Origin of the sequence: Peribacillus sp. RS7 (assembly GCF_041956845.1) — a bacterium.
GTDB lineage: Bacteria > Bacillota > Bacilli > Bacillales > DSM-1321 > Peribacillus.
In genome coordinates, this window is record NZ_CP168135.1 from 681,757 (window position 1) to 706,898 (window position 25,142).

The following is a 25,142-nucleotide window of genomic DNA, read 5'->3' on the forward strand; positions in this document are numbered from 1 at the left end:
ATCAGACCCTAATGGCAGCCCGATTTTCCCAAAATAAAATCCCCTCAAGATGGAAGTGTAACACCTACATATAAAATGTCGGCTTTTACACTTTCAAACTTAAAAGGGGATAATATCACATTCATACCTTCAAGAAAATATTACTCCGACCAATTCAGAGTATTTAAGAACTTGTACACATCCTCATAAACCTGCTCACGTTCTTTACCTAATGTGATTATATGACCAGAGTTTTCATACCATATCAAGTGTTTATGCTGCGTATCGACTTCATTGAAAATCGCTGTAGCACTATTCGTATAGTCAGGATCATCCAAGCGCCCTTGTAAAACAAGAGTTGGTGATGTGATCAGATCTAAATTTTCACCCGTCTCATTTATTACATTCACCACATCTTTCAGTGAAGTCATCGGGTCTTCTTCCAACAGCTTCACTTCTGCAGCAATTTGGTCAGCATCTTTGCCTTCAAACTTCTTATAGGCCTGTGCATAATTGAGCAAGCGGTTTTTTTGTCGATCGCTACTCTTTCCTTGTGTCGGGGCACACATTGAAACTACGCCTTTTACAGGAAGTTCAATTCCCACTTTCAATGAGAACAATCCTCCTAAAGAAATTCCAATAACAGCAATTTCCTCGTAACCTTCCTCTTTAAGGAATTTATAGCCATTGACTACATCTTCCCACCATTCCTTTGGACCTGTTTTAGCAAGTTCCTCGGCTGATACTCCGTGTCCTCTATAAAGAGGCCCGTGACAAGTATAGTCGCGATCATGCAGGTATTTCCCTAATTTCTTCATATCTCCTGTACTTCCGGTAAACCCGTGAAGTAAAAGAACAGCTCTATTTCCACCTCTGTATGTGAATGATTCAGGTGCTTTCACTTTCATCTTTCTAGGACCTTCTTTCTGCTCTTGTTGATAAATAGAATCTAAATGATTTTCAAAAAAAAATCAATTAATACCCCTTGAGTGGGATTTCTTCTATCCTATTCCGTATTTTCATTAAAACAATTAAATCATGTATATAATATCCTTACCACACGCTTTACAACTCATCCGTTCCGAAGCACATTTTACTATGATTGATTTTATTTAGCAATCGTCATTTAACCATTTTTTTTAAGAAAAGTAAAATGCACCTTGTGTTACGATGCACAAAGTATTACACTTTTAAAATGAAAAGGAGGCGATTTTATTTGGATAAAGAACTAATGAAGGGAAGCATTGACCTCCTTTTGCTTTCACTTCTTTCACAAAAAAAGCTATATGGCTATGAAATCACAAAGATCTTGAGAGAAATGAGCATGGGCAAATACGAAATCAGTGAAGGCACCCTCTACCCCGCCCTTAAACGGTTGGAAAAAAAGGAATTCATAGAAGGCCATTGGAAAGAGTCCGAATCAAGTCGCAGGAAATATTATCATGTCACGGAAACTGGACAAACCGAACTTGAACGGAAACGGAAATGCTTTTTCACCCTGGAAAAGTTAGTTCGGAAAAGCGCAGAGCAATTCTGATCAAAAACAAGATAAAAAGCTTCCCGCACCCATTATTGGAAATGTGGAAGAAGCTTTTTTTGCTGTTTACTCGCGAGATTCGTGCTGCACTCTTGGGTTTGTGCTGTTTACTCGCGAATTTCGTACGTTTACTCGTGAATTTTGCTGTTTTACTCGTGAGTTTGGAGCATTTACTCGTGAATTCATGCTATTTACTCGTGAGTTCGTGCTGCACTCATGATTTCGCGCTGTTTACTCGCGAATTCGTGCTGCACTCTTGGGTTTGTGCTGTTTACTCGCGAATTTCGCACGTTTACTCGTGAATTTTGCTGTTTTACTCGTGAGTTTGGAGCATTTACTCGTGAATTCATGCTATTTACTCGTGAGTTCGTACTGCACCCATGAGTTCGCGCTGTTTAACTCGTGAATTCGTGCTGCACTCTTGGGTTTGTGCTGTTTACTCGCGAATTTCGCACATTTACTCGTGAATTTTGCCGGTTTACTCGTGAGTTTGGAGCATTTACTCGTGAATTCGTGCTGCACTCATGATTTCGCGCTGGTTTACTCGTGAGTTCGTACTGCACCCATGAGTTCGCGCTGTTTAACTCTTGAATTCGTGCTGCACTCTTGGGTTTGTGCTGTTTACTCGCGAATTTCGCACATTTACTCGTGAATTTTGCCGGTTTACTCGTGAGTTTGGAGCATTTACTCGTGAATTCATGCTATTCACTCGTGAATTCGTGCTGCACTCATGATTTCGCGCTGGTTTACTCGTGAGTTCGTACTGCACCCATGAGTTCGCGCTGGTTTACTCTTGAATTCGTGCTGCACTCTTGGGTTTGTGCTGTTTACTCGCGAATTTCGCACGTTTACTCGTGAATTTTGCTGTTTTACTCGTGAGTTTGGAGCATTTACTCGTGAATTCATGCTATTTACTCGCGTGTTCGTACTGCACCCATGAATTCATGCTGTTTTACTCGTGAACTTTGCACGTTTACTCGTAAGTTACTCCGATGACGCAAAAAAAGGACCTAATTAGGTCCTTTTTTCTATTCCTTTATGCTTCCGATAATTGGCGCAGGAGAGCTTCATACAATCCCCTTGAACATGCGGGCCATATTTTTCACGAAAGGCCTCGAGGCAATAGCATTTGTCTTCTTCCTTTTTGGTTCCATCCATCGAATGCATCCCTCCTAGCATTCAACCGGAGACTACTCGCTTCTCCAGCCTTACGTTGATTCGGCCCAACAATGTGGCACCGATTGACTGAATGACTGTTTTAACGATGATTTGGCCGATAACCGCAGCGGGTACAGCTTCCCATGGCAATATATTGGCACCCAGTGGACTTAGGCCAATCACGACAAATATCACTGAATCGAAAAATCCTCCAACGATCCCGCTGTAAAACACCCTCCAACTCATCGGGAGCTTTAACCGGGTATAAATTTCAGTATCCGCTGTTTCTGCCACCACGAAAGATAATGCGGAAGCAAATACAATCAATAATGTATCTCCTAATAAAAATGATACACATGCAGATAAAATCAGTGCGGTAATGATGCACATATAGGTTTTCGCGCGGCCGAACTTATTTTGGACCAGATCTCGAAAGATGAAGGTTCCCCCGATGAGCAATGTACCCATAGGAATGATGAACATACCAAAGTGCAATGGCTCAAAAGCTGCCGTAACCACATTCGCCGTGACGATGGATACTAAATACAATAGAATTCTTAACATTTCTTACATTCTCCTTATACAGAAAAAACAGCACCCTAAGAAAGAGCACCGTTCCCCTTAGTTTTTTTGAGAGGGTAGCTAGAACCTCTTCCGCCCGAGCGGATTATCATTTTCCTTAATTATCGTAGCTTGAAAACGATTGGAAATCAAGAAGTTTCCATGTTGCTTCGTGATTTCGATTTAGTCGCTGGGAATGGTGCGAAACCAAGGTTTTCATTTGCCGAATCGTTAAGTCAATATCCATTTTTCCAAAGCTTTGTACGTAGTGAAATTAATACGAACATCCCACTTTGATATCACTTTAGGACTTTTGCCGATTCTTGTCGCAGAAAACTGCTTGACCAGCTGTATATGAAAAGCGGACAATCATTGATAGAGTTATGTTACGGTCTTTCCTTGTAAAAGAAGAAACTCATTTGGCCACGGTCTTAAGAGTAATGACAAAAGTATCAACGCGAGGAGGAAAAAGAATAATGAAAAAAACGACGTTTGTCTATCCTATTTATATCGCAACCACGCCAGAGAAGCTTTGGGAAGCCCTGACGAGTGGTGAATTCACGAAAAAGTATCATTTCGGATGCCAAGTCCAGTCTGATTGGCAAGAAGGCTCAACCGTTGAATATTTGCTGCAAGATGGGCGGGTTACTGATCATGGTATTGTACATAAGTGTGAGCCGTTGCACCTGCTCTCGTTTACATGGAACATGGCAGGAGACGAAACCCCTCGCGACCATCCTACACGGGTCACCTTTGAACTACAGCCAATGGATGGTTCAACCGTGAAGTTAACGCTAAAGCATGAGGAGCTATTGGAGACAGATTTCGTATACGATGACAATACCTTTAAAGGCCTAAATAATGGATGGCCTGCCATTCTAAGTAACCTGAAGAGCTTGCTTGAAACCGGACGGACCTTGCCGCCAATTATGTAGATCGGGAAAATCAGTTGTTAGTGGAGAACGATAAAAACACATTGAAAGAGAGTTGATTCAGTATGGATACTCAAATAACTACGAAATTTAAAATAGTCAAGCCAATTAATGAGGTGTTTGAAGCCATAGTGAACCCTGAAAAAATCGGGAATTTTTGGTTCTCATCGAGTTCGGAAAGATGGGAACAAGGCCGGACGCCTACATTGAGATATGACGAATACGATGCTGAAGTGGTAATCCATGTTTTAGAAGTCGAGAAGAATAGGAAAATCGTGTTTACGTGGGGAGGAAATGATCAAGAAACGGTTGTTACCATCACACTTAAAGAGTTGGATAATACGAGTACAATTATTGAAGTAAACGAATCCGGTTTGAATGAAGATGACCCTGAAATAATAAACAAAATGATAGGACAAAAAGAAGGTTGGGTATATACATTAACCTGTTTAAAGGGTTATTTAGAAAATGGCGTTAATAATTTGAGAGCATCAATAGTTTTTTAGTTATTAAAGGGTGCTGGTAAGAATCAATGGCAGTTGGGCGTGCCCAACTAAATAAAGGCTTTTTCTTCGAAGTTCAAAAAAAGAAGGCTTACAAGTCTTGGTTAGACGATATAATTTTCTTGATTTTTCCGTATTAAACGGAGAAAAAACTCAAGGATGGATGTCACCCTTGAGTTTTTCACTTTCCGTATGGTTTGACCGAGATTTAATCGGATATCACTTTTAGATACATTCCCTTCGAAGCTCTTTTATGGGCTTTAACCCCCATGTCCTGGACTTTTTCCGATAAATTGGAAGCTCTTACTAAATGGGTTCCTTGAATAACGGAAGGATCAATGAGCCGCACTTTATTTTTCAGATGAATATCGTAGTCCAATTGATCTTCTTTCAGCTTTACGTTTCCATGGATCCGTTTTATCAGATTTTGCACTTCATGGTCTTCAGTAGAGCTTAATAAGGACATGACTTCTTCATCTGTACCTAGTAAGTCATCAAGGCTGATCAGGTTGTTAGCCAAAGCCAATTTTAAGGTCTTTGCCAAGATATCATAGCCATATATATTAAGAGGGTCCATGAAAAAATCAATAACTTCGCTGTAATACGTTTCTACAAACCATTCTGCCGATTCAATATTATCCAAATACATCCTTCCATTAATTATGGTTACATGGTGTAGAAAGTCATGAACGGATTCCAGTGTGATATGTCCGTATTGATACATATCCCGGAGAGTATAATCTACCCGATCGGCGCATAACTCAGGTGCTGGCTGTTCAAGCAATTCCCATCTTGATTGAAAAATATCTTCACATTCATATCCATACCTCTTCAGTATTGAGGGGATTTCGGATTCCATAATGACATGTTCATATATTTTTTCATGATAATCTTCATCCTTACAATCCAGAACGAAATCAATTACATGTGAGAATGCAGTGTGGGATACGTCATGCAGCAAGCCCGCGATTTGTTCCTCCAATGACCCACCAAGCGATTTTATTAAAAGCATCACACCTATTGAATGGTCAAACCGTGTGGCGTCCCACTTCTCATTAACTAAATAACTTGCCCCTCCTTGATGTATCCCCTTCAATCTTTGGAGCGGTTTGCTTACTATCAGCTCTTCGAGAACTCCCTCTACAATGTGTTTCCCATAGATACTATCCGAAACTATCAATAACTGCCACCTCCCCCATTAGTTTACTCATTACAGGCAGGTGATTTCACTGATTTTCTTCTGTGAAAATTATTTCTCCCTTTTCATTTTGCTCATATTGCTTCCTTGCCAATTTTTCTAACTCCTCTTCATCATTCAAATCGATATTCCCTGGATTGACCTCATCAATACCCTCTATGAATATCATTTCATTTGTTTTTATTACCTGATCTGTCGGATACACTTCAAAAATGTCTTCTACAGGTTTTGTTTTATTTTTATAAGGTTTAGTGAATAAAAAAAAAGCAGTCAAGACTATGATAATTGAAGACAAAATACCGAATTTCTTTTTCATTTATTCATCCCTTCCAAGCTATCTGTATAACCTTATACTACCACAAAAGGATATAACTGGTTAAAAAATAAGACAAGCTCATATATAGCGGGTTCCCTTTTTCAGTTACAAGGACATTCAAATTTCTGGTTAGGGGAACTGGAAATGGATTCTGCATCTTCGCCCACTGCTGCCTTTGCAACTTTATCCTCCCCTTGAACCGTAAGACAGCAAGTGTTCCTTTCGGTCGCTTCCAATGGAAAAGTCCCCACTAGAAAAACATTTATTCAGAAGAATGTCTAATATTTGACATTTGAAAATCAGTACGATATCATCCTAATTAACCAGTGTTCAATAAATAAGGAGGGTGCTATAATGTCGCCAAGGAAATCGGCAGGTAAAGAATTATCCAGGGAAATGGTATTGAATGAAGCTAGACATCTTTTTGCCACCGAAGGGTATTCGAACGTCTCAATGAGACAATTGGCTAAATCATTGGATTGCAGCCATGGAGCCATTTATTATCACTTTAAAAATAAGGCAGAAATATTTTATAGTTTGGTTAAAACGGATTTTTCCGTTTTAAATACTTTAATCGATGATATCATCATGTCGGAAAATGACCCTTCCCGAAAAATGGAGAAGATTTTATTGTGCTTCATAGAGTTCGGTTTAACCCAACAGAATCATTATTCCATCATGTTTTTATCCAAGGAAAAAGAAATTCAGCATTTACTTCAAATCGATTCCAATAAGACCTACGAAAAGCTAATCCAGTCCTTGACAGACCTTACCGACAACAAACTGAATCCTGCATCCATATGGTCCATTTTCCTGTCTCTTCACGGATTCATAACGTTTTATATTAATTCTGATCTATCTTATCCGGATGTAAAAGGTTTAGCTGATTTTCACGTAAAAAATATCATCAAGAACATTATTTAATTTTTCATGAATTTCATTGACCAATGGTTAATTGAATTTCAGGAGGCTTTTAAATGGTAAAGAAATTCCTTCATATCGAAGGACTCATGGTCCTTTTAGCGATGATTTACGTCTATTCGTTATTTGAATTCAGCTGGTGGATTTTCCTTTTATTGATTTTGTCGCCTGATGTTTCCATGTTGGCCTATTCGATCGATGAACGAGTTGGAGCAAAAGTTTATAACTTTTTCCACACTTATACCGTGCCGATTTTCATGATTTTGCTAGCCGTTTTTCTAAAGTCGGATGCATGTATGATGATTGGTTTAATTTGGACCGCACATATTGGAATGGACCGCTTATTTGGATATGGCCTTAAATACACATCATCCTTCAAAGCTACACACCTTCAAAAGGTATAGGAAGCTTTCCACATGTAAAAGGCAGTGTGATTACACATCACACTGCCTCCTGCTCTCTTTTCTTTACACGCCTCGCTTGTTACCCCATATATAGGTATGCAGCTGGGGCAGCACTTTCACATCATTCAAATCATCATCGGCTATCACTTTATCTATTAACTCTTCGTATTTCTTCAAAAGACCGCTGATCAATTGATTATCATCAGCCGTCGTGCTGTCATCATTGCCGACCTGCAGATAAAACGGAATATCCGGGTAACGGCCATGCACACTTTTGGCATACTGGTAATCTTCTTCGTTAAAGACGACTACTTTCAATGAGACATGGTTTTCAGGGTTTCGATTGGCAAGGTTCGATATGATTCGGTCAAGTACCGTAAAGTCCGTGTTCATTCTTGAGCTCGGCGGCTTAGGTGAAATGGTCAGTTCATCAATATCAAGAAACCAATCCTGCCATCGGCTCCCTTGTGTTTCCACACCTATTTTCATTTTATTTTCATGTAAGATTTCTACCAAGCCATTTAGGTTTTTCAGCAGTGCCGGGTTTCCGCCTGATATCGTCACGAACGAAAAGCCGGAACCCCCAATTCGCTTCAGCTCATCCCATATTTCTTCGGCAGTCATTTGGACGGTATCTTCCTTACCGGTGCCATCCCAAGTAAATGCGGAATCACACCAGGCACAGGAATAATCGCAGCCTGCCGTCCGAACGAACATGGTTTTTTGGCCAATGACCATTCCCTCACCTTGGATGGTCGGTCCGAAGATTTCCATAACTGGGAGTTTACTCACTTTCCATCCACTCCCGTCTGGCTTCAGCATAACTTGTCGGCGTTTCGTATAGTCGGACAAATTCGACTCTAGCACCCTCATAATCTTTTAATGAAAGGGCTTCGGCCATTTTTTCATAAATCCAGACAACCATATTTTCAGCCGTTGTATTCATGAGTGGCAAGGTTTCATTCAAATAACGATGATCAAGGTGGACTTCGATTTCATTTTTCCATATATCCTTGATGTCCCCGAAATCTATCATCAAACCACGTGAATCCGTATACCCGCTCAATCCGAAAATGACCTTATACGTGTGGCCATGCAAGTTCTTGCATTTTCCTTCATAGTCATGTAGGTGGTGCGCTGCGTCAAAGGTGAACTCCTTACTGACCAGAACCCTCTTGGTGGTATATTTCAATTGGCTGCGCTGAATATCTTCATCTATTTTTTGGAGTTTATCCACTATAGTAAAACCGTACATCATGAAAGCACCTTCCGTCTGCTTACATAGTCATCCAGTCCTTTTTTCCGCAACTTACATGCGGGGCAATCTCCACAGCCATCGGATATGATTCCGTTATAGCATGTCAGGGTCTTTTCGCGAACAAAGTCGAACGCTCCGAGCTGATCCGCAAGCTCCCATGTTTCCTCTTTATTAAGCCACATAAGCGGCGTATCAATCACGAATGACTGGTCCATCGACAAGTTCAAGGTCACGTTCAACGATTTAATGAATACATCACGGCAGTCCGGATATCCGCTGAAATCCGTTTCACAGACACCGGTGACAATGTGTTTAGCGCCAATCTGACTGGCCAACACTCCGGCAAACGAAAGGAACAGCAAATTCCTCCCTGGCACGAACGTCGACGGCAATTCCCCGTCTTCTCCGTCCTCCACTGCAATATCACTTCTTGTCAACGCATTCGGTGCCAGTTGGTTCAGCAGCGACATGTCAAGAATATGATGGTTCACGCCCAATTCATTGGCAATCTTTTGAGCGCATTCGATTTCCAGGCTGTGCCGCTGATTATAATCAAACGTTACCGCTTCCACTTCCTCATATCTCTCCATCGCCCAGAACAGGCACGTCGTACTATCCTGCCCTCCGCTAAACACAACCACTGCCTTTTCTTTCTTCTTCATTTCTATAAAACTCCTTTTTACGGAAAAAAACAGCACCCTAAGAATAGAGCACTGTTTCTCCTTAGTTTTTTTGAGAGGGTAGCTAGAACCTCTTCCGCCTTAACGCGGAATATAATATTTTTCCAATTCAATAGTAACTTGAAAACAAAAAGAAATCAAGATGTTTATATTTATTGAAAATTAGACCTAATGGAAACCTTGGTCATCTCCTCTTCTGCTTAAATATCCCATTATCCATCCGATAAAAAAGAGTGAATAAAATATCGATAAAGGGGACCATTAATTTGAAAAGCATTAAAGGAAAGATATTGGTGGCATTTTCACTCATCATATCTTTATGTATCATCTTAGGAGCATTCAATATTTATAGCAGCAACAAGTCACTTAAACAGTCTCAGGATATCATTGATGAGGAACTTCCACTTCTTATCCAAGACGAAAAGCTACTTTATAATTTAGCACAAAGAACCGCACTAGCAAGAGCCTATATTTTATATGGCGACGAGAGTTATAAAGAAAGGTTTTTACAATATACAGAGGATAGCAAGGCCATCCAGGAGGATCTTTTGGCCATAAGCGATTCTGATAAAGCGAAGGAATTGATCGAGAAAAGCGTGGATTGGAGGACGATGATTGTAGACCGGGTATTTACTCAATATGATAAAGGAAATGAAGAACGCGCTAAAGAAATACTCAAAAATGAAGTGGCACCGGTCGGCGATGAAGTGACGGAAGGGCTCAAGGAGCTGACTTTGGAACGTGAGGAATTGATTGTCGCTTCAGGGGAAAGCGTGATCGCAAGCGGGAAATCGGTCAAGACGACAAGTATCATCATCTCGATTGCGGCTGTCATTATCGGCCTTCTGCTCGCGCTTGTGACTGCCAACCTCATTACCACCCCCCTCCTTAAAATCAGGGACAGAATGAGAATGATAGCTGATGGGCAGCTGAATCATGAGCCCTTGGAGCAAAAGTCCAAGGATGAAATAGGCGAATTAACGGTATCCGCCAACCAAATGCAGAAAAACCTTCGTGATACGATCGAAAAAATGCTGGTTGTATCCGAATCCGTTTCCAGCCAAAGCGAGGATCTGACTCAATCGGCAAATGAAGTCCAACAGGGCAGCAGGCAGATAGCGACTACCATGTACGAACTTTCGGAAGGTTCGGAGTCACAAGCCAACCGGGCAGCTGAAATGGTTCGCATGATGGATGATTTCACAGGCAAGATCGTGGAGGCCCATCTTGAAGGAGTGGAAGTATCTCAAAGTTCAACCGAGATCCTTTCCTTGACTAAGGAGGGCACCACTTTAATGCGCAGTTCAGTCCAACAAATGGAGATTATAGATGGGATTGTCAAAAATGCCGTCGAGCAAGTGAAAGGACTCGATTCTCAATCACAGGAAATCTCGCAGCTTGTGCTGGTCATCAAGGATATATCCAATCAAACCAATCTATTGGCGCTGAATGCGGCCATAGAAGCTGCACGCGCAGGTGAACATGGCAAGGGCTTTGCCGTCGTCGCAGCTGAAGTGCGTAAACTCGCTGAAGAGGTCACACACTCGGTTGGGGACATCACCGATATTGTCTCCGCTATACAAACAGGTTCAAAAACGGTCGTCCACTCCCTGGAAGATGGTTATACACAAGTGGATGAAGGCACGAAACAGATTACGCTCACTGGACGAACCTTTGAAACAATCAATCACTCTGTCGGGAATATAGGCATGAAAATACAGCATATTACAGATGAATTGAAATATATCTCTACTAATAGTAAAAAAATCAATCAGGCTATCGAAGATATCGCAGCCGTTTCCGAAGAGTCCGCGGCAGGAATCGAACAAGTCTCCGCCTCCGCCCAACAATCCAGCTCTTCAATGGATGAAATCACTAATCATGCCAGTGAACTTGCATCGTCAGCTGAACTGCTGACTGAACAGGTTAAGAAATTCAAATTATGATACTAGCAATTTCCCGTCACTTGAATACGGGAAATTGCTTATTTTCCCTCCATGATGTGAATTGTTTCGTTTTCGTATATTCGGGGAATAAAACACTATACACATTAATGATTCATCAAAAGACAAATCAATCAAAAGTGGTTAGATGTGAATATTTTCGTTTGTTTTCAGAATATTTAGTGTATAATAAATATTATTATAGGAATAATTTAACTGAAATAATCATCATTTCCAATACCTGCTTACCGCAAATCCCGGTACACGGATTCACTTGATCCGGACAGTTCATTTCAACACAATGCACGGGTACCTATCCATTGCTTACTTTCATTCAAACCACACCATTCACAACTTTATTCACACAAAATCATAACTTTTTCTACAAAATTGAAAAAAAGGTTAAACTTCACCAACGATATGTTACTATTAAACTAAGACCTTTTAACCCCATAAGGAGGAATTCATATGAAACGTTTTTTCAAATTCATCGCAGATTTTAACGAAAGAAAAGCAATGGAACGGGAAACCGAAGAATTCTTTCGCAAAGAATACGAAAATTATATGAAGATGAATCCTGAAAATCAAGGAAAAAGGAGATTAGCTCCTAGATTTTATGTAATTGATGGCGGTAAAAAAGGCTCCAACCTTGAGATTTCCGACAGAAAGAAATCCAGTTAAACAGTTCCCTTCCATAATCAGCCACTAATGTTGTAGCTCCTAGCCCACAAACGGGGATTATAACCCATTCGGATTCATTTAAAATATATAAGCCGAAAGCTCAGATATACATCTGAGCTTTTTTTATTTTTCATTCTTCTATTAACACTATATCAATAGAAGAAACTAGGTATTTTTTAAAAAAATTGGATGAACTTTAGTTTATTTCATGTTTAAGGAAAAGATCACTTTATAGGCCCATGGGTATTTTCCAATGAAAAAACCAAAAAATAACAAAAAAAGAGATGTGTTCTTTTACTCATCTTTGTCCATATTCAAAAGAGTCCAACTAATTGAGTCGATAGGTGCAATATCTTACATTGAATGACAGATGCATAAATATTGTTACATTTAGGTCAAATAAATGGGTATAAACAATTATCATTCTGTAATAAACCTCACTTTTAAAAACAATTAATTATATAAATATAGCCAAAATGAATTGGGCTCAAATGCTCATGAAACTATTTTGATGCTGTTCAAAATGGGCTTTTATTACACTTTCCATATTTTAGTGTAAATATTCCAAGGTTTACGTGTTTTTTAGCCATTTCTTTGTACTCATAAAGCATTTTATCCCTTTAGATACTATTACACTTCTATATACATTTATTTGAAAAAGCTGACATTAACTATATTACAATAGAATAATTGACTATTGCCTATTAAGTTTAAAATCATGTAGTGTGTATTCAGTAAATCAAATATTTAAAAAAAGAGAGGTTAAAAAATGGCACCAATATTTATTTGTGCGATCTTTTTGCTTGGCTATGGCATATTCGAACAAAAACGCCATCAGAAGCGTCTCGACTCCATCCCGGTACGTGTGAATGTGAATGGAATTCGAGGGAAATCAACTGTAACGCGTCTAATTACAGGGGTGATCCAGGAAGCTAAGTACAAAACTGTAGGTAAAACAACCGGAACATCAGCAAGAATGATCTATTGGTTTACCGACAAAGAAAAACCGATTAAACGCCGCCCAGAAGGACCCAACATTGGAGAACAAAGGCGTGTAGTTAAAGAAGTTGCCGATTTAGGCACGGAAGCACTGGTTTGTGAATGTATGGCCGTTCAGCCTGACTATCAACTAATCTTCCAAAATAAAATGATCCAAGCAAACATTGGGGTCATCGTGAATGTATTGGAAGACCATATGGATGTCATGGGACCGACCTTGGATGAGGTTGCAGAAGCTTTCACTGCTACCATACCCTATAACGGTCACTTAATAACCATCGAAAGTGAATATTTGGACTTTTTCAAGCAAATTGCTAAAGAACGCAACTCTAAAGTGATCGTTGCTGATAATTCAAGAATTTCGGAAGAATTCTTACGCGAATTCGACTATATGGTATTTCCGGATAACGCTTCACTGGCGTTGGCCGTTGCAGAAGCTTTGGGCATCGATGAGAAAACAGCTTTTCGCGGCATGTTAAATGCGCATCCCGATCCAGGTGCCATGAGGATCACCAAATTCGGGGATTCCATCCAGCCAACTTTCTTTGTCAATGGGTTTGCTGCAAATGACGCATCATCGACGCTGAACATCTGGGAACGCGTCAATACGTTCGGATACAGCACAGAACCTCCTATCGTCATCATGAACTGCCGTGCCGACCGTGTGGACCGTACAGAGCAGTTTGCAAGAGATGTATTGCCTTACATAAAATCTGAAATCGTCATTGCCATTGGTGAAACCACTTCACCGATCACAAAAGCATTCGAGCAAGGTAAATTGGATACAAAAGAATATTGGGATTTAGAAAACTGGTCAACTGAAGAAATCGTGGCACGTCTCCGCCCATTGATGAAAAATCGAATCGTCTACGGTGTCGGGAATATTCACGGTGCAGCGGAACCATTAATTGAAGCATTCATGAAATCTAAAACAAAGCAAAAAGCGAGTTAAGTAGGAGGAACCTTAATGTTTGGATCGGATTTATATGTAGCCCTAGTGCTGGGAGTAACGCTTAGCCTTATATTTTCAGAAAAAACGGGTGTCGTACCCGCAGGACTTATTGTGCCAGGTTATTTGGCATTAGTATTTGATCAATGGGAAATCATGCTGACCATCCTGATCATTAGTGTCGTAACTTATTTAATCGTCACTCACGGCCTTTCAAGATGGGTGATTTTATATGGAAGAAGAAAATTCGCAGCCATGATGGTGACAGGGATTTGCTTGAAACTCCTATTGGACTTCGTCTACCCCGTCATGCCATTTGAAATATTCGAGTTTCGGGGAATCGGTATAATCGTTCCCGGTTTGATAGCGAATACCATTCAAAGACAAGGAATGCCATTGACACTTGGCAGCACGCTTTTATTATCCGGCTTGACTTTCGGATTAATGAACGTGTACTACCTATTCTGAGGTGCAAAAAATGAAACGGACTTTAAATGCAAAAGAAAAAACACTTATCTTTATTAAACGTACGAAGAAAAAGAATCTTAAATACACTGGAATCATACTACCTATATTACTGATCGCTTTAGTCATTACCACTTGGATGGGACGGGCTGAGGAAGTGAAAACAACCGCTTCAAAATCCGAGCAACCATTGACGATGACCATGGTCGGTGATGTAATGATGGGGCGTAATGTTGAAGAAGTGACGGAAAAGTACGGATATGAATACCTTTTCCGTTATATGAAGCCCTATTTTTCCGATTCAGACTATGTCAGTGGGAATTATGAACACCCAGCTTTAAAAGAAGAGGCAGCCAACTACAAGGAAGCTGATACGCCCATCCATTTAAACTCCAATACTAGTGGTGTGCAAGCCGTTAAAGATGCTGGCTTCTCTGTGATGACTTTGGCCAATAACCATATGAAGGACTTTGAAGAACAGGGACTCCTTGACACGATTGATGAATTCAAAAATGCGGGCATGCACTATGTCGGTGTTGGGTCGAACACTGAGGAAGCTAAAGCTAGCATCGACTATGCGGATGTTAATGGCGTTCGTGTCGCAACACTTGGCTTCACAGATGTTTACGGTAAGGATGCCGTGCCAAAACATAATCAAGCCGGCCTATTGAACTCCAACCCTGATTTATTATTTGAAATGATCGGAAAAGCAAGTGATGCCAAGCAAGGCAACGCAGACTTGGTTGTCGTGAATATGCACTGGGGGCAAGAGTATTCAACATCTACAACCACCCGGCAAAAAGACTTGGCTAAAGCTATCATAGATGCGGGGGCTGACATCATCATCGGCCATCACCCCCATGTACTTCAATCGTTTGATGTTTATAAAGATGGAATCATTTTCTATAGCTTAGGAAACTTCATATTCGATCAAGGCTGGACACGGACAAAGGATTCAGCCATGGTTCAATACCATTTAGCGGAAGACGGCAAAGCTACAATCGATGTCGTTCCACTGCAAATTGAAGAAGCCACACCAAGACCAGCTACCTCTTCAATCGACAAATCACGTGTTTACCGTCAGTTGACGAAGGAAACGAGTGAAAAAGCCCAATGGTCGAAAAAAGAGGATCGCATCGAGATTACCTTGGATCACAAGAAGATAATCGACCATAAGGCACAACGTGAGCAAGAAGAAAAAGCAGCGAAAGCAGCAATGGAAAAGAAAGCTGTACAAGAGAAAAAAGCAGCACAAGTTAAACAACAGGACATACAACCCATTCAGTAAAGAACGCTTTGTTACTACTACGTGAAGAAAAAAGACACACAACTTAGAAACTCAACGAAAAGGGGGATCAACCGATGATTAACCGTATGACGAGAAAAGTGATTATATCCCTTAGCATGCTCATATATATTGCTGGATGTTCGAAGACACCCCCTATTTCTGACACGAATGAACCGATAGATAGTAAAAACGCTCAATCATATGGGGTCAGTTCTTCAAACCCAATCGCAATAGATGTCGGGATGGATATATTGGAAAACGGCGGAACGGCGGCGGATGCTGCCATTGCCGTATCTTATGTATTAGGTGTAGTTGAACCTTATGGATCTGGCGTGGGTGGCGGCGGCGGTATGCTGATTGCCCCGGAATCGGGCGATCCCAATTTTATCGATTATCGTGAATCCTCTCCAGAAGACCCGAGTTCAAGACACGATACAGGGATTCCAGGCTTAGTGGCCGGCATGCAGGTTATAAGTGATAAGTATGGGAGCGTACCAATGGCAGATCTTCTTCAGCCAGCGATAGAGTTGGCTGAAGGCGGATTTGAAGTCGACGAATCGTTATCATCACGCTTAGAAGCAGCTCAGCCAAGGATATCTTCCGATGCGACTTCACCTTTTTATCCTGATGGTGATGCCATTGAACCAGGCAAAACCCTCGTCCAAGAAAGACTTGCTGAAACATTGAAGCAGATTCAAAAGGATGGTCCTGATGGTTTTTATAAAGGGGAAATTGCGCGAGATATTAAAAGAGAATCAGATATCGACTTGATGGATTTAAAGCGCTATGAGGTTAAAGAACATAAGCCGGTCCAAGGAACATTTGCCGGTTATGATGTTTTTACCGCCCCTCCACCCTTTTCAGGAATCACAGTTCTTGAAATGTTAAAACTAGCCGAGGAAATGAACCTAGGTGATTCTTCAAGCAAATCAGCTTATATGAAAGTCTTGGGAGGCATCACAGATACTGCTTATCAAGATCGGTCCGACCACATTGGAGATGGAATAAGTCACTCTAAGGCGGAAAAATTGCTCTCCCCCATTCACTTGGATAATCTTAAAAGTAAGATCAAAAGTGAAAAATGGGAAGATAAAGAATCGAATGGCTCCGAAGAACATGAGAGTACGACACACTTTGTGATCATGGACAAGTATGGCACTGTCGTTTCCACAACAAATACGCTCAGTAACTTTTTCGGATCTGGTGATTATACGAATGGATTTTTCCTTAACGATCAATTGAAAAATTTTGGGTCCGACTTGAATTCCCAAGAGGCCTATAAACGGTCTAGAACGTTCACGGCACCAACCATTCTCAAGAAACCAGGGCAGGAATCGATTGGGATCGGCTCACCAGGCGGTGATAGGATTCCGCAAATATTGATGCAGGTCCTTTATTCTTATACAGAGAATGAAGGCTCATTTCAGGATATCGTCGACCGTAATCGGTTCGTCTTTGATGGAAAGAAGATTTATACGGAATCCAGGCTTTCGGATGAAATGATATCCAACTTGGAAGATTCAGGATATGAAGTCATCCAGAAGATTTCCCCCATGTATTATGGCGGGGTTCAAGTTCTCGTTAAAAACGAGAAAAATGGACGATTATCCGGAGCTGGGGATAAAAGAAGAAATGGAGGCTGGAAAGCTCAGCAATAAAAGTGCAATCCAGCCCCTCCTTTTCTAAATATCATATGAATTTTATCGATGTATAAGGGGATTTTGAATATGAATATCGCAAAAAAAATAACAAGCTGGGTTATACCTGTTCTTCTTGTAGCAGCCCTGCTTGTGACCATGAATACGTTTAAACGGACAGAAACTTTAACACCCGACGAGCAAAAGAAAATAGAACAATATACGACTGTCGAAGAATAAAAAAGCTGGGGCATCCCCGCTTTTTTTATTTTTGCCGTCAACGGTATGGAAGATTAAATACACTAGAGATATGGAGGATAACCATGATTGAAAATAACTATACTGATTTTTTTGAACTGCAGCAAAATGAACAAGAAGACCTCGATTACCGCATCATCGTTCATCACAGGAATCCTGATATTGCAGTTCTAGCCATACATGGCGGGAACATCGAACCGGGAACCAGCGAGATTGCAGCCGCACTTGGAGAGAAACTTTGTGCAAGCACCTATCTATTCGAAGGACTTAAACCAAGGGGCAACCAGGTCCTCCATATAACATCCCGCTTGTTCAATGAACCGATCGGCGTTTCAATGGCAGCGAACGCACAGACCACCCTTTCCATCCATGGCCACTACGACGTACATAATGCGCTGGTTTACATTGGCGGAAGGAACGAACCCTATAAGAACCTTATTCAGCAATACCTCAACAAAGCTGGATTTCAAACTGATCATGCACCGCAGCACCTTTCAGGCATGAAAGGAAACAACATCACCAACACATCCAAAACGGGTGCAGGCGTGCAATTGGAACTTTCCACAAAGCTTAGAAAAAGCTTTTTCAAAGGTGATGACTTTACTAGTAAGAACAGGGTCAATCCATGTGATCTTCTTTTTAAACGGTTCGTTACTGCCATTGAAAAAGCGACTCTAGCATATAAAGAGATTGAATGATCTTTTTAGTCGATGAGGCTTTCAACTTGACCGAAGCTTTCGAATTTCTCGGCAAAATAACCTGACGAAAGATTGGAAATATGAACGCCGGTGTTTTCCGTTGTATTAAGAAAACGGCCATCACCTAGATAAATACCTACATGGGTCACACCTAGCCTAGTTCCTGTGTCCCTAAAAAATACTAAATCCCCTGCCTTTGGATATTCGATTTTGGGCACCAATGAGAAGTAATCCGCTGCGGAATCTCGTTTTACTGATAGGCCCTGCTCCTTCATGACCCAATAAATGAATCCGCTGCAGTCCATTCCGATCATCGGATCTTCTCCCCCGAAAACATAAGTGAATCCGCGTAAAGTATATGCATACTTGATGACATCATATGCTTTATCATAGGCAGCCTCCTGGTCTACATAAAACGGATATAACGGGTTGCTGTATAGTTGAAGATACTGCCCTTTCATCAACTCATCAGTTCTTAACGCGTTACGGCTTTTGATCGTACTCATGGAAATGCTGTAATGCTCCGATATACTATTAAGCGTTTCTCCCGTTTGGACGATATGCTCCCCTTTAGGCGTGTATGTTTTGTACGCCACTTGGTATTTTGCAAAGTAATCTTCTGTAGTGGATCTCACCTGAACCGTTTCTGCACCATATCCAGAATTGACAAATTGGTTTTCGCCGACATAAATACCCGCAGTCACGACTTTTAAGCTGTCTTTTTCCAGAAAGAATATAATATCCCCAGTTTTCGGAGTGGCTGTATCCATCCCTTGCTTATAAAAACCATCTACTGTCAAACGGTCGACCGGCACATTTTGCTGGGAAAGCACCCAATGAATCAATCCGCTCGAATCAAACCCTTTTTCAGGCGTCTCTTCTCCAGCTGTCTTTTTAAACCCTATAAAGGATTTCGCATAGTTCGCTACTTGTTTTCCTCTCTCCGACCATTGATAGATGGAAGGAGTATAATCCGTTAGAATGATCGTCAACTTTTGGCCCGCAAATAACTTATCATCCGGTAAACCATTCGATTTCATTAATTGCTCCGCCGATATATCATAAGTGTCGGCAATCGATTCTACCGATTCGCCAGAAATCACAGTATGCACACGATCTGCCGCCTCGGCCTTGAAACCAGGTAAAAAAGTGAAACTAACCATGAATACCAATGTAAGTACTATAACGTTTAATTTCCCTTTAAACATTTAAACCCTTCCTTTATACGCTCAAATATTTTAAAATTTACGATTTTCCAATAAATACTCCATTATAAGAAGCTGAACCAGTTCTATATAAACCTTTTACCCTATCATCAATCTATGGAAATATACCTTAATGCTCACCACGAGTGTATTATCGGCGAATAAACCGATACCTTTAGCCTATTAATTGACCATCGTTTATCAAACGACCTAAAAACAAACCATTATACCCACTGTTTGCATTTATCCTTTAAATGTAAGGTTATGGAGATAGAAAAAGGTTGATAGTGGATATACTTTTGGAAATCGAAGATTCAAAGAAGATCATGGGACAGCGCAATTTATTCATTTATTAATCGTGCAATCATATGGGTAAAGTTACATTAGAAACATCTAAAGATAAGAATGTTATCGGTTTTTTTCCCGGTCATGATAAAGTTGTACATATACGGGTGCCCTATGAAGAGCCTAACCATATTGGAGTGAACATCTTGATAAAAATGACAGAGAAAGCCCAGCAGGCTATTAAAGATATGCAACATAGTTTGGGAGGGGAAACGTATGTGAGGTTTGGCATAAACAGACCTTGCTGTAACCAGATGAACTACACATTAAGTTTGGCAATCTCTAAAAAGGATCACGAGAAAATACTGATTTTACATGATATAAAAATGTTGATAGATCCATCGGACTCCCATTTTACAGATCAAACGGAAATTGATTACGAAGGCGATGGATTCTTGATCAGGAACCCGAATCCATTGGTATCACCCATCATCTAGCAAAAGTAAACAAGGGGAAAGCTTAAATGGCCTTCCCCACATTTCTATGAATCTATGGCATATACACCGCTTTAATATGTTATTGGTATGACTCTCCTTGTCATGACAAACCCAAAAATAGTCCTGCCTTTTGGGTCTTGAGCCATTGGACCCTACATGTCCGATTCCTATATATTATTCCCCTTCGTAAAAAAAGCATGGATACTTGACCAGTCCCTCTAAATTGTACTTTTGTATTTCTAGTGATTTTATCCACTAAAGAGAAATGCAACGTTCAGCGAATCAGGGTTAAGTGCCTGCAGAATGATAAAATGGCCATACAACAAAAAAGGGGAAACCAATTTAGTGGCCTCCCCTTTTGCAGCGCTTATGTTATTCCTAGTTCTTTACCTGGAATTCCCCCAGCGTATGCTCCAAATCATTTATTAACTGTGTAAGCTGCGAAAAACAGAATGAATGTAATTATGCATGAAATGCATGCCAGTGAAAATGATCCGAGAAAATGAAGTACATTTTAAACGTGATTGGAACGTAAGGGCACTCGCTTTCCGCGGGAGTCTCGCATACCCGTTCCAATCAACTTTGTTTTTCTTTTAAATTGAAGAAATTTGCGACACTCCTGCCGAATAACTGGCTAGCCGCTTGCGGCGAGGAGGCTTGGCAGACAATCGGCGAAAGGGAGCGGATTTCTGAAAACAATTGAAACGTTTTCCAAATGAAAAAATGCAGTCAAACTCGATTTCATCGAGTTTGACTGCATTCTGGGACCGACAATAGAATATGCCGGTCTTTTGAACTCGAAGCTGATCATTTCCGTGAGAAGGAAAGATGATAACTCCTTTTTACTTTTTATCCGGCTTGGTGAATTGCTGACCAATTGCCCCTATTATTAAAATGATGATTGAAATGAGACTGTAGTCCTTAAAAAAAGTCGTGAATGGGATGTCCAGAAATAAAAACACCACCGTAACCAGTCGCCCTATTAGCAGAATCATTCCGATAACTACCATCCAATTAAATAATTTCCCCAAAAAATTCATCTTTTCCCCCTTACCGGTCTAATGTTGACTTTCATGCAGATTCCACCTCGATCCGCCAATTACCTTTCCACAAGAGCACTGCCAACTATCTAATAACCTTTTATATTCACAACATCCCATTAAGACAAGTCCTTTTCAGCTAACCCTCTAATACCGCTGTCCTTCATCCTGACTAGGCGTTCTGTGTACCCTTTACTCGGGGGAATCTTTCGTAATCGGTTTTCCAGCTTCGATCAACACTTTGCTTCCCAGTAAGAAAAAACCTTGAATGAACAACAATACACCAGTTCCTATAAGCAGCCATTCAATTTTAATGATATCGGATACCGGTCCGAATACAAGCATGCCCAGCGGCATCATCGAAGTCGAGATCATCCCTAAAACACCGAAAACCCTCCCGAGAAGATCCTCCTCGACTTTCTCCTGTAATAAGACCATGGACGGCGTATTAAAGATGGGCATCGCCAATCCGACTACTCCCATGATGATTAAGTAAATCCAGAAAACGGGGATGATTCCAAGCGCGAATGTACAGGCCCCGATCATAAGGCTCGCAAGTGTCATCGTATGGATCTTATTTTTAAAGCCTCCCCAGGAAGCCATGAAAATCCCGCCTATCATCATACCGATGGCAAAGGTGATTTCTATCGCAGTCAACCGCCAAACATCATTCCCGAAAGAGCGTGTGACCTGTAGCGGTGTAAGAAATGCAACAGGTGCGGCTAGCACAAAGAAAAATGCGAAAAAAACAAAGAACTTCTTAAGAAAGTCGTGATTTCTGATATAACTGAATCCTTCTTTCAAATCGGTGAAATAGCTGGTTGTTTGCTTTTGTAATGCCTTCGCATGGGCTGGAATTTTCAAAAATGCCAGTAATGTGAAGATGGCAATTGCAGCAGTGATCACATCTATGAAGAAAATGGTTTCGATTGAAGCCATCGTAAGCAGCGCTCCGCTCACCATGGGGGAGACGAGCATCACGAGCGCTTGAATGCTTCCATTTGTCCCGTTCACCTTAGTAAGCTTATCCTCCGGCACAAGCTGCGGAAGAATGGCCCCGACAGCCGGAGTTTGGATTCCAGTTCCGATTGCGCGGACGGCTGACATGACGAAAAGCAGCCAAAGCTCATCGTATCCGATTAAAAACAAGATGGCCAATATCAGGGTTGAAAAGGCAATCAATGAATCCGAAAGTATGATTAGCATCTTCCGATTGTAGCGATCCGCCCATACCCCCGCGATTGGCGATAGTATAAAGGTAGGCACGAAACCACAAACGATGGATATCGTCATCATGACACCCGACTGTGTATTCAATGTGATATACCACATGATGGCATACTGAACCAATGACGATCCAAAGAGCGATATGGTCTGACTGCCTAGAAAGAGAATGATATTCTTTTTCCACTTTTCCTTTACTTGTTCATTTAATGATTCCATCTTACAAACACCCCATTCTATTTTTAATAATGCCCCAAAAAAAACACAGGCTATCTGCCTGTGTTTAGAGTAAATGGATAAAAACCTATCTAACGGAAACCTGAGAGGAACTGATCATCACGGAAAACAATAATCCCTCACTGGCCTTCGGTTTGGTCAATTAATTGGAGAAATGACACGAATCCAAAATAACCTGTCTTGGATAAGTGGAGTTTCTCCCCTTAATATCCTTTTCTATTTTTTAAAAACCAGCTTGAATAGCGAAAGCCCTTGATCCACAAAGGTTTTATGCTTCAGCTGGACAGCAAAAAAAGAGGATAGAATCGTCCCAACTTTTTTCACAAATCGTAAAATGAGGTTTCCTTAAAAATAGACAGACCATTCCCATTTACCCTGCGGACATGCAGAGCCCTTGAACGTATTCAATTAACGGTTCAAAGATAGGAAACGCAGTCTGATAAATGTCACAAGGAAAACCTCCATTTCTTAAAAGTTAAAATAATATTAACATGTCACCAACTGGAATAACAATAAAAAACTTCCTTCATCGCAGAAGCATCACTTCGGTTTAAGGCCGTCTTATGTAACCAACTGCATGTCATTCATCCACCAATACGTTTAACGGCGACGATATATTCCTTATGCCATTTTTCCCATTCATCCATTGGAAAGTCCTGATATTGACCATCCAGTAAATCACTTAACATATCGAGGCAAACATGCCAGCCTGCCAAATCTTTTGATGTATGATCATTAACCGGCGTGATGGATTCTTTCAATACTAATGAGCATCCATCCTTTTCAGGGGATACCTCGAAACGAACCCAGCCTTCCCCCCATTCAAAATCTAAAACGGCAGATTCCCGAAAATCCCTTATCTTCATATCAAAAGATTCCCCTGACCCATCATTGAAATTGAATTTTATCGTCCCGTCTTTTCGAAGGTCCTTCATTTCCAGGTTGGACATCCACTTTTCCACCTTATCATTCTCCGTTAAAGCACCCCATACCTTTTCCACCGAATGATGGAGCTGGCGATCGAATCTTGCGATGATTCCTTTACCTTCTTTTTCGATTACTGCTTGCACGTAGATTCCCCCATTCAATTTCGTTACCCAATCATATTTTTATAATAAAAAATGGTCGGATGGAATTCACCATTTGCAGATTTCGCAAAATCAGGAATGCTCCCTGCCTGAATATATCCCAATGAATTATACAGGAAATTAGAAGGATCCCCTTCTCTTGTATCAAGGACCAATAATCTCCGACCCTCTTGCTTGGCTCTCTCCTCAGCCTGGTGCATGAGTGAACGGCCTATACCTTTTCGCCTATGACCAGTATGCGTCATTAATTTTGCGATTTCCGCCCGATGGCCGCCGTTCCGCTTTGTACATAAATGTAACTGTACACTCCCGGCAATCTTCCCATGTAATTTAGCGACAAATAGAATCACATCAGGATTAATGACACTCTTCCAATAGTCAATGGCCTCGGACCGTTTCATGGGAGGCAAAAAACCAATCGACGCGCCATCTTCCACAACTTGCATCAAAAGGTCCGAAAGCTCATTAAGATGGTGCCCGATCGATGTTAATTGTTCGACTTTCACATCAGAACTCACAGTATTCACCTCACTTTCAGGAGATACAATATATATTCACCATCCCTGGAGCTTTGATAAAGAAGTAATATGAGCAAGATGATGGCGTCCATGCCATGCATAAATGCCTATATTTTCACCGACCGTCACCTCTCCCGAATCAGGATGGATGAATGTTCGGCTCAGGTCGTCTGCATGAAGACCCGATAAAAGTTTGCACATTCGGATATGTACGGCTTCGAGCAATGATAGAGAAATTTCAATCGGCAAATCATAATCAGACATCTCTGCCCATCGCCCCTCTTCGTACGGCTTAATGACCGGACTTTCTTCCGTAAGGGCCAATTTAAAGCGAATATACGCATTCATATGACTATCAGCAACATGATGCACCACTTGGCGGACCGTCCATCCTCCAGGCCGATAAGCCGTATCAAGCTGTTCATCATCCATGTTACCCACTGTCTCCCTCAGCATCCCTGGCAAAGCTTCAATCTCCCTGATCCATCCCTCGGCCACAAGATTAGTAATTTCCCCGTCAAACTGAAACTTTCCTATCGGGTATCTTAAATCCATCTTCATTCCCCCTTGATGATCGATAAAAGTAGCATCCAGTATATATTCTTTATCGATTGAGACAAACCCTTTTTACCGGCAATTCTTGGCTTTGCAATCCTGTTTTCATTGATCCTCAGGAATATTAA

At 41.0% G+C, this 25,142-nt stretch carries 33 protein-coding genes and 1 riboswitch; of the genes, 19 read left to right on the forward strand and 14 right to left on the reverse strand.

The window, feature by feature from the left end:
- Positions 1 to 140 precede the first annotated feature (140 nt).
- Positions 141 to 887 (reverse strand): alpha/beta hydrolase, encoded by a 747-nt coding sequence (locus ACDZ29_RS03475; RefSeq protein WP_375089898.1) that lies wholly within the window; start codon positions 885 to 887, stop codon positions 141 to 143.
- 308 nt (positions 888 to 1,195) lie between these two features.
- On the opposite strand from ACDZ29_RS03475, the gene ACDZ29_RS03480 reads away from it, so the two are divergent.
- The 5 genes from ACDZ29_RS03480 to ACDZ29_RS03500 all read left to right on the forward strand — a co-directional run bounded on the left by ACDZ29_RS03480 (position 1,196) and on the right by ACDZ29_RS03500 (position 2,478).
- On the forward strand, positions 1,196 to 1,516 hold the full coding sequence (locus ACDZ29_RS03480; RefSeq protein WP_289315262.1) for a PadR family transcriptional regulator: 321 nt from the start codon (positions 1,196 to 1,198) through the stop codon (positions 1,514 to 1,516).
- Between the two features lie 41 nt (positions 1,517 to 1,557).
- Positions 1,558 to 1,818: a hypothetical protein gene (locus ACDZ29_RS03485; protein ID WP_375089900.1), complete on the forward strand. Its 261-nt coding sequence runs from the start codon at positions 1,558 to 1,560 to the stop codon at positions 1,816 to 1,818.
- A 119-nt stretch (positions 1,819 to 1,937) separates the two neighbouring features.
- A complete protein-coding gene (locus ACDZ29_RS03490) occupies positions 1,938 to 2,066 on the forward strand; it encodes a hypothetical protein (RefSeq protein ID WP_375089901.1) in 129 nt (42 codons plus the stop codon).
- A 56-nt stretch (positions 2,067 to 2,122) separates the two neighbouring features.
- On the forward strand, positions 2,123 to 2,272 hold the full coding sequence (locus ACDZ29_RS03495) for a hypothetical protein (protein ID WP_375089902.1): 150 nt from the start codon (positions 2,123 to 2,125) through the stop codon (positions 2,270 to 2,272).
- A gap of 56 nt (positions 2,273 to 2,328) precedes the next feature.
- Complete coding sequence (locus ACDZ29_RS03500; protein WP_375089903.1) at positions 2,329 to 2,478, forward strand: hypothetical protein; 150 nt, start codon at positions 2,329 to 2,331, stop codon at positions 2,476 to 2,478.
- A gap of 52 nt (positions 2,479 to 2,530) precedes the next feature.
- On the opposite strand, the gene ACDZ29_RS03505 is transcribed toward ACDZ29_RS03500, so the two are convergent.
- Positions 2,531 to 2,674, reverse strand: coding sequence for a hypothetical protein (locus tag ACDZ29_RS03505; protein WP_375089904.1), 144 nt, complete (start codon positions 2,672 to 2,674; stop codon positions 2,531 to 2,533).
- Between the two features lie 21 nt (positions 2,675 to 2,695).
- On the reverse strand, positions 2,696 to 3,238 hold the full coding sequence (locus tag ACDZ29_RS03510) for a VUT family protein (RefSeq protein WP_370016119.1): 543 nt from the start codon (positions 3,236 to 3,238) through the stop codon (positions 2,696 to 2,698).
- Positions 3,239 to 3,367: 129 nt separating this feature from the next.
- On the opposite strand from ACDZ29_RS03510, the gene ACDZ29_RS03515 reads away from it, so the two are divergent.
- From ACDZ29_RS03515 to ACDZ29_RS03525, 3 genes are all read left to right on the forward strand, one after another.
- A complete protein-coding gene (locus ACDZ29_RS03515) occupies positions 3,368 to 3,532 on the forward strand; it encodes a hypothetical protein (protein WP_375089905.1) in 165 nt (54 codons plus the stop codon).
- A gap of 86 nt (positions 3,533 to 3,618) precedes the next feature.
- Positions 3,619 to 4,170 carry an SRPBCC family protein gene (locus ACDZ29_RS03520; RefSeq protein ID WP_375089906.1) on the forward strand — a complete coding sequence of 184 codons (552 nt, stop codon included), beginning with the start codon at positions 3,619 to 3,621 and terminating at the stop codon, positions 4,168 to 4,170.
- 62 nt (positions 4,171 to 4,232) lie between these two features.
- Entirely contained in the window at positions 4,233 to 4,673 is a 441-nt protein-coding gene (locus ACDZ29_RS03525; protein ID WP_375089907.1) for an SRPBCC family protein, read from the forward strand.
- A gap of 205 nt (positions 4,674 to 4,878) precedes the next feature.
- On the opposite strand, the gene ACDZ29_RS03530 is transcribed toward ACDZ29_RS03525, so the two are convergent.
- Complete coding sequence (locus ACDZ29_RS03530) at positions 4,879 to 5,850, reverse strand: HD domain-containing protein (RefSeq protein ID WP_375089909.1); 972 nt, start codon at positions 5,848 to 5,850, stop codon at positions 4,879 to 4,881.
- A gap of 46 nt (positions 5,851 to 5,896) precedes the next feature.
- Positions 5,897 to 6,184: a hypothetical protein gene (locus tag ACDZ29_RS03535; RefSeq protein WP_375089910.1), complete on the reverse strand. Its 288-nt coding sequence runs from the start codon at positions 6,182 to 6,184 to the stop codon at positions 5,897 to 5,899.
- A 354-nt stretch (positions 6,185 to 6,538) separates the two neighbouring features.
- On the opposite strand from ACDZ29_RS03535, the gene ACDZ29_RS03540 reads away from it, so the two are divergent.
- Both ACDZ29_RS03540 and ACDZ29_RS03545 read left to right on the forward strand, forming a co-directional pair.
- Positions 6,539 to 7,108 (forward strand): TetR/AcrR family transcriptional regulator, encoded by a 570-nt coding sequence (locus ACDZ29_RS03540; protein ID WP_289326118.1) that lies wholly within the window; start codon positions 6,539 to 6,541, stop codon positions 7,106 to 7,108.
- Between the two features lie 53 nt (positions 7,109 to 7,161).
- On the forward strand, positions 7,162 to 7,509 hold the full coding sequence (locus ACDZ29_RS03545; RefSeq protein WP_370016125.1) for a DUF4260 domain-containing protein: 348 nt from the start codon (positions 7,162 to 7,164) through the stop codon (positions 7,507 to 7,509).
- Positions 7,510 to 7,572: 63 nt separating this feature from the next.
- Here the strand turns inward: ACDZ29_RS03545 and queE are convergent, their stop codons facing one another.
- Genes queE through queC form a run of 3 tightly spaced genes read right to left on the reverse strand, consistent with a single transcriptional unit; the run spans position 7,573 to position 9,429 of the window.
- Positions 7,573 to 8,301, reverse strand: a complete 729-nt coding sequence (gene queE, locus ACDZ29_RS03550) for a 7-carboxy-7-deazaguanine synthase QueE (RefSeq protein ID WP_289326119.1) — start codon at positions 8,299 to 8,301, stop codon at positions 7,573 to 7,575.
- The gene (gene queD / locus ACDZ29_RS03555) at positions 8,294 to 8,764 is read right to left on the reverse strand and encodes a 6-carboxytetrahydropterin synthase QueD (RefSeq protein ID WP_289326120.1); all 471 of its coding nucleotides are present in this window, start codon (positions 8,762 to 8,764) and stop codon (positions 8,294 to 8,296) included. The genes queE and queD overlap by 8 nt, the downstream gene beginning before the upstream one ends.
- The gene (gene queC, locus ACDZ29_RS03560) at positions 8,764 to 9,429 is read right to left on the reverse strand and encodes a 7-cyano-7-deazaguanine synthase QueC (RefSeq protein ID WP_289315248.1); all 666 of its coding nucleotides are present in this window, start codon (positions 9,427 to 9,429) and stop codon (positions 8,764 to 8,766) included. The genes queD and queC overlap by 1 nt, the downstream gene beginning before the upstream one ends.
- 55 nt (positions 9,430 to 9,484) lie before the next feature.
- Positions 9,485 to 9,527, reverse strand: a riboswitch (PreQ1 riboswitch).
- A 186-nt stretch (positions 9,528 to 9,713) separates the two neighbouring features.
- On the opposite strand from queC, the gene ACDZ29_RS03565 reads away from it, so the two are divergent.
- The 8 genes from ACDZ29_RS03565 (at position 9,714) to ACDZ29_RS03600 (ending at position 18,365) form a co-directional block, all read left to right on the forward strand.
- Positions 9,714 to 11,393, forward strand: a complete 1,680-nt coding sequence (locus tag ACDZ29_RS03565; RefSeq protein ID WP_375089911.1) for a methyl-accepting chemotaxis protein — start codon at positions 9,714 to 9,716, stop codon at positions 11,391 to 11,393.
- Positions 11,394 to 11,858: 465 nt separating this feature from the next.
- Positions 11,859 to 12,071, forward strand: coding sequence for a hypothetical protein (locus ACDZ29_RS03570; protein WP_289326124.1), 213 nt, complete (start codon positions 11,859 to 11,861; stop codon positions 12,069 to 12,071).
- Positions 12,072 to 12,840: 769 nt separating this feature from the next.
- Entirely contained in the window at positions 12,841 to 14,022 is a 1,182-nt protein-coding gene (gene pgsB, locus ACDZ29_RS03575; RefSeq protein ID WP_289315245.1) for a poly-gamma-glutamate synthase PgsB, read from the forward strand.
- A gap of 15 nt (positions 14,023 to 14,037) precedes the next feature.
- Complete coding sequence (gene pgsC, locus ACDZ29_RS03580) at positions 14,038 to 14,487, forward strand: poly-gamma-glutamate biosynthesis protein PgsC (protein WP_063232582.1); 450 nt, start codon at positions 14,038 to 14,040, stop codon at positions 14,485 to 14,487.
- Positions 14,488 to 14,497: 10 nt separating this feature from the next.
- Positions 14,498 to 15,772: a CapA family protein gene (locus ACDZ29_RS03585; protein WP_375089913.1), complete on the forward strand. Its 1,275-nt coding sequence runs from the start codon at positions 14,498 to 14,500 to the stop codon at positions 15,770 to 15,772.
- A gap of 74 nt (positions 15,773 to 15,846) precedes the next feature.
- Entirely contained in the window at positions 15,847 to 17,430 is a 1,584-nt protein-coding gene (locus ACDZ29_RS03590) for a gamma-glutamyltransferase family protein (RefSeq protein ID WP_375089915.1), read from the forward strand.
- Positions 17,431 to 17,499: 69 nt separating this feature from the next.
- Positions 17,500 to 17,649: a CapE family protein gene (locus ACDZ29_RS03595; RefSeq protein WP_375089916.1), complete on the forward strand. Its 150-nt coding sequence runs from the start codon at positions 17,500 to 17,502 to the stop codon at positions 17,647 to 17,649.
- A gap of 83 nt (positions 17,650 to 17,732) precedes the next feature.
- A complete protein-coding gene (locus tag ACDZ29_RS03600; protein WP_375089917.1) occupies positions 17,733 to 18,365 on the forward strand; it encodes a poly-gamma-glutamate hydrolase family protein in 633 nt (210 codons plus the stop codon).
- Positions 18,366 to 18,370: 5 nt separating this feature from the next.
- Here ACDZ29_RS03600 and ACDZ29_RS03605 read toward each other — a convergent pair whose 3' ends face one another.
- Complete coding sequence (locus ACDZ29_RS03605; RefSeq protein ID WP_375089918.1) at positions 18,371 to 19,573, reverse strand: NlpC/P60 family protein; 1,203 nt, start codon at positions 19,571 to 19,573, stop codon at positions 18,371 to 18,373.
- A gap of 365 nt (positions 19,574 to 19,938) precedes the next feature.
- Between ACDZ29_RS03605 and ACDZ29_RS03610 the strand changes: the two genes are divergently transcribed.
- Complete coding sequence (locus ACDZ29_RS03610; RefSeq protein WP_375089919.1) at positions 19,939 to 20,352, forward strand: HesB/IscA family protein; 414 nt, start codon at positions 19,939 to 19,941, stop codon at positions 20,350 to 20,352.
- An 842-nt stretch (positions 20,353 to 21,194) separates the two neighbouring features.
- Here the strand turns inward: ACDZ29_RS03610 and ACDZ29_RS03615 are convergent.
- From ACDZ29_RS03615 to ACDZ29_RS03635, 5 genes are all read right to left on the reverse strand, one after another.
- On the reverse strand, positions 21,195 to 21,392 hold the full coding sequence (locus ACDZ29_RS03615) for a hypothetical protein (protein ID WP_289326131.1): 198 nt from the start codon (positions 21,390 to 21,392) through the stop codon (positions 21,195 to 21,197).
- Positions 21,393 to 21,584: 192 nt separating this feature from the next.
- Positions 21,585 to 22,835 (reverse strand): MFS transporter, encoded by a 1,251-nt coding sequence (locus tag ACDZ29_RS03620; RefSeq protein WP_289326132.1) that lies wholly within the window; start codon positions 22,833 to 22,835, stop codon positions 21,585 to 21,587.
- Between the two features lie 602 nt (positions 22,836 to 23,437).
- Positions 23,438 to 23,923 carry an SRPBCC family protein gene (locus tag ACDZ29_RS03625; RefSeq protein ID WP_375089920.1) on the reverse strand — a complete coding sequence of 162 codons (486 nt, stop codon included), beginning with the start codon at positions 23,921 to 23,923 and terminating at the stop codon, positions 23,438 to 23,440.
- 23 nt (positions 23,924 to 23,946) lie between these two features.
- A complete protein-coding gene (locus ACDZ29_RS03630; RefSeq protein WP_375089921.1) occupies positions 23,947 to 24,459 on the reverse strand; it encodes a GNAT family N-acetyltransferase in 513 nt (170 codons plus the stop codon).
- Positions 24,460 to 24,495: 36 nt separating this feature from the next.
- Positions 24,496 to 25,014: a YfiT family bacillithiol transferase gene (locus tag ACDZ29_RS03635; RefSeq protein ID WP_375089922.1), complete on the reverse strand. Its 519-nt coding sequence runs from the start codon at positions 25,012 to 25,014 to the stop codon at positions 24,496 to 24,498.
- Positions 25,015 to 25,142 lie beyond the last annotated feature (128 nt).